The sequence below is a fragment of the Pseudoroseomonas cervicalis ATCC 49957 genome (genome assembly GCF_000164635.1).
Taxonomy (GTDB): Bacteria; Pseudomonadota; Alphaproteobacteria; order Acetobacterales; family Acetobacteraceae; genus Pseudoroseomonas; species Pseudoroseomonas cervicalis.
This window is the reverse complement of the sequence record NZ_GG770779.1, coordinates 134,035-135,555: the sequence shown is the minus strand read 5'-3', so window position 1 is coordinate 135,555 and position 1,521 is coordinate 134,035. Positions and strand designations below refer to the sequence as shown.

Sequence of the window (1,521 nt, the reverse complement as noted above, 5' to 3'; positions counted from 1 at the left end):
CAGGACGCCGGCCGCGCCCCGCGCGAGGCGACGCCGCCCAACACGCTCTGGCTCTACGGGCTGCACACGGTGGCCGCCGCGCTGGCCAATCCGCGCCGGCGCCTCAAGCGCCTGCTGCTGACCGCCGAGGCCGAGGCGGCACTCGCGGAAAAACTGCCCCGCCCCTGGAAGCTGCAGGCCGAGCGGGTGGAACGCGCCCGCTTCCAGACCTTCCTGACCGAGGACGCGGTACACCAGGGCGCCGCCCTGCTGGTCGAGCCGCTGCCGCCGGTGGCGCTGGAGGACGCGCTGGAGAAGAGCCGCGGCACGGTGCTGCTGCTCGATCAGGTGACCGATCCGCGCAATGTCGGCGCCATCCTGCGCTCGGCCGCCGCCTTCGGCGCCGCCGCCGTGGTGATGCAGGACCGCAACGCGCCGCCCGAGACCGGCGCCATGGCGCGCGCCGCCGTGGGCGCGCTGGACACGGTGCCGGTGGTGCGCGAGGTCAACCTGGCCCGCACCATCACCGTGCTGCAGAAGGCCGGCTACTGGGTGATGGGGCTGGACGGCACGGCGAAGACCGAGCTGGCCGCGGCCAAGCCCACCGACCGCCCCGCCGCGCTGGTGCTGGGCGCCGAGGACAGCGGCCTGCGCCGGCTGCAGCGCGAGACCTGCGACGAGCTGGTGAAGCTGCCGATCCGCCCGGAGATGGAAAGCCTGAACGTCTCGGTGGCCGCCGCCATCGCGCTCTACGAGCTGTCGCGCGGCGGCTGAGGGGGAGGCGGAAAAAACCGCCGGAGGGCGAAAAAACGCCACGCGCCCCCGCTGGATTCAGCGGGGGTTAACCCGGCCCCGGCATGATGCCGCCATGACGACCCCGAGCGGGGCGCCACCGAGCCAAGACGGCCTCATCCGGACTTCCCCCATGTCCCCGAGCCGTTCCGCCTCTTGGCATGATTTCTCCGAGCAGCAGCAGCTGGCCTTCTCCCGCGAGGCGCTGCGCCGCGCCGCCGAAACCCTGGCCGGCCATGCCGAGCTGCTGGCGCGCGAGATGGAGGACGGCGCCCTGATCGACCAGGGCGGCCCGGACGCGCTGCGCCTCTTCGCCCATGTCATCCGCGCCACCAGCAACGACGCCTATGGCGCCGTCGCCCGCGCCTGAGGCCCGGCCATGACCCACACCGCCCCCACCCCGACCGGCCTGATCATCCTGCCCGCCAACCGCGAGGGCGAGATCCGCGCCTGGGCCCAGCGCCACGCCCTGTCGCTCGCGCTGCGCCCGCTGGAGGAATTCCTCCCCGGCGAGGGCACCGGCTCGATCGTCGCCATCGCCGGCGATGCCGAGGCGCGCCGCATGCTGGGCGAGCTGGCGCAGGGCTGAGCCCGGCGCCCCGCCGCCCCCGCCGCGGCGGCGTCGCGCCTCAGTCGGGGCGCAGGTCGCCGCGGCGGATCACCGCCGCCCAGCGCCCGGCATCCGCCTGGATGCGGCGGCCGAGCGCCTCGGGCGGCTCATCCAGCACCTCCACCCCCAGCCCGGTCAGG

3 protein-coding genes are annotated in these 1,521 nt (G+C 75.1%); all 3 read left to right on the top strand.

All coding sequences use genetic code 11. The features are described from left to right. On the top strand, positions 1-753 hold a 753-nt coding region (rlmB, locus tag HMPREF0731_RS11900; RefSeq protein ID WP_007004384.1), incomplete at its 5' end, for a 23S rRNA (guanosine(2251)-2'-O)-methyltransferase RlmB. A gap of 151 nt (positions 754-904) precedes the next feature. Then, the gene (locus tag HMPREF0731_RS11895) at positions 905-1,141 is read left to right on the top strand and encodes a hypothetical protein (RefSeq protein WP_040613066.1); all 237 of its coding nucleotides are present in this window, start codon (positions 905-907) and stop codon (positions 1,139-1,141) included. A 9-nt stretch (positions 1,142-1,150) separates the two neighbouring features. Continuing rightward, positions 1,151-1,360: a hypothetical protein gene (locus tag HMPREF0731_RS11890; RefSeq protein WP_007004382.1), complete on the top strand. Its 210-nt coding sequence runs from the start codon at positions 1,151-1,153 to the stop codon at positions 1,358-1,360. Positions 1,361-1,521: the final 161 nt, after the last annotated feature.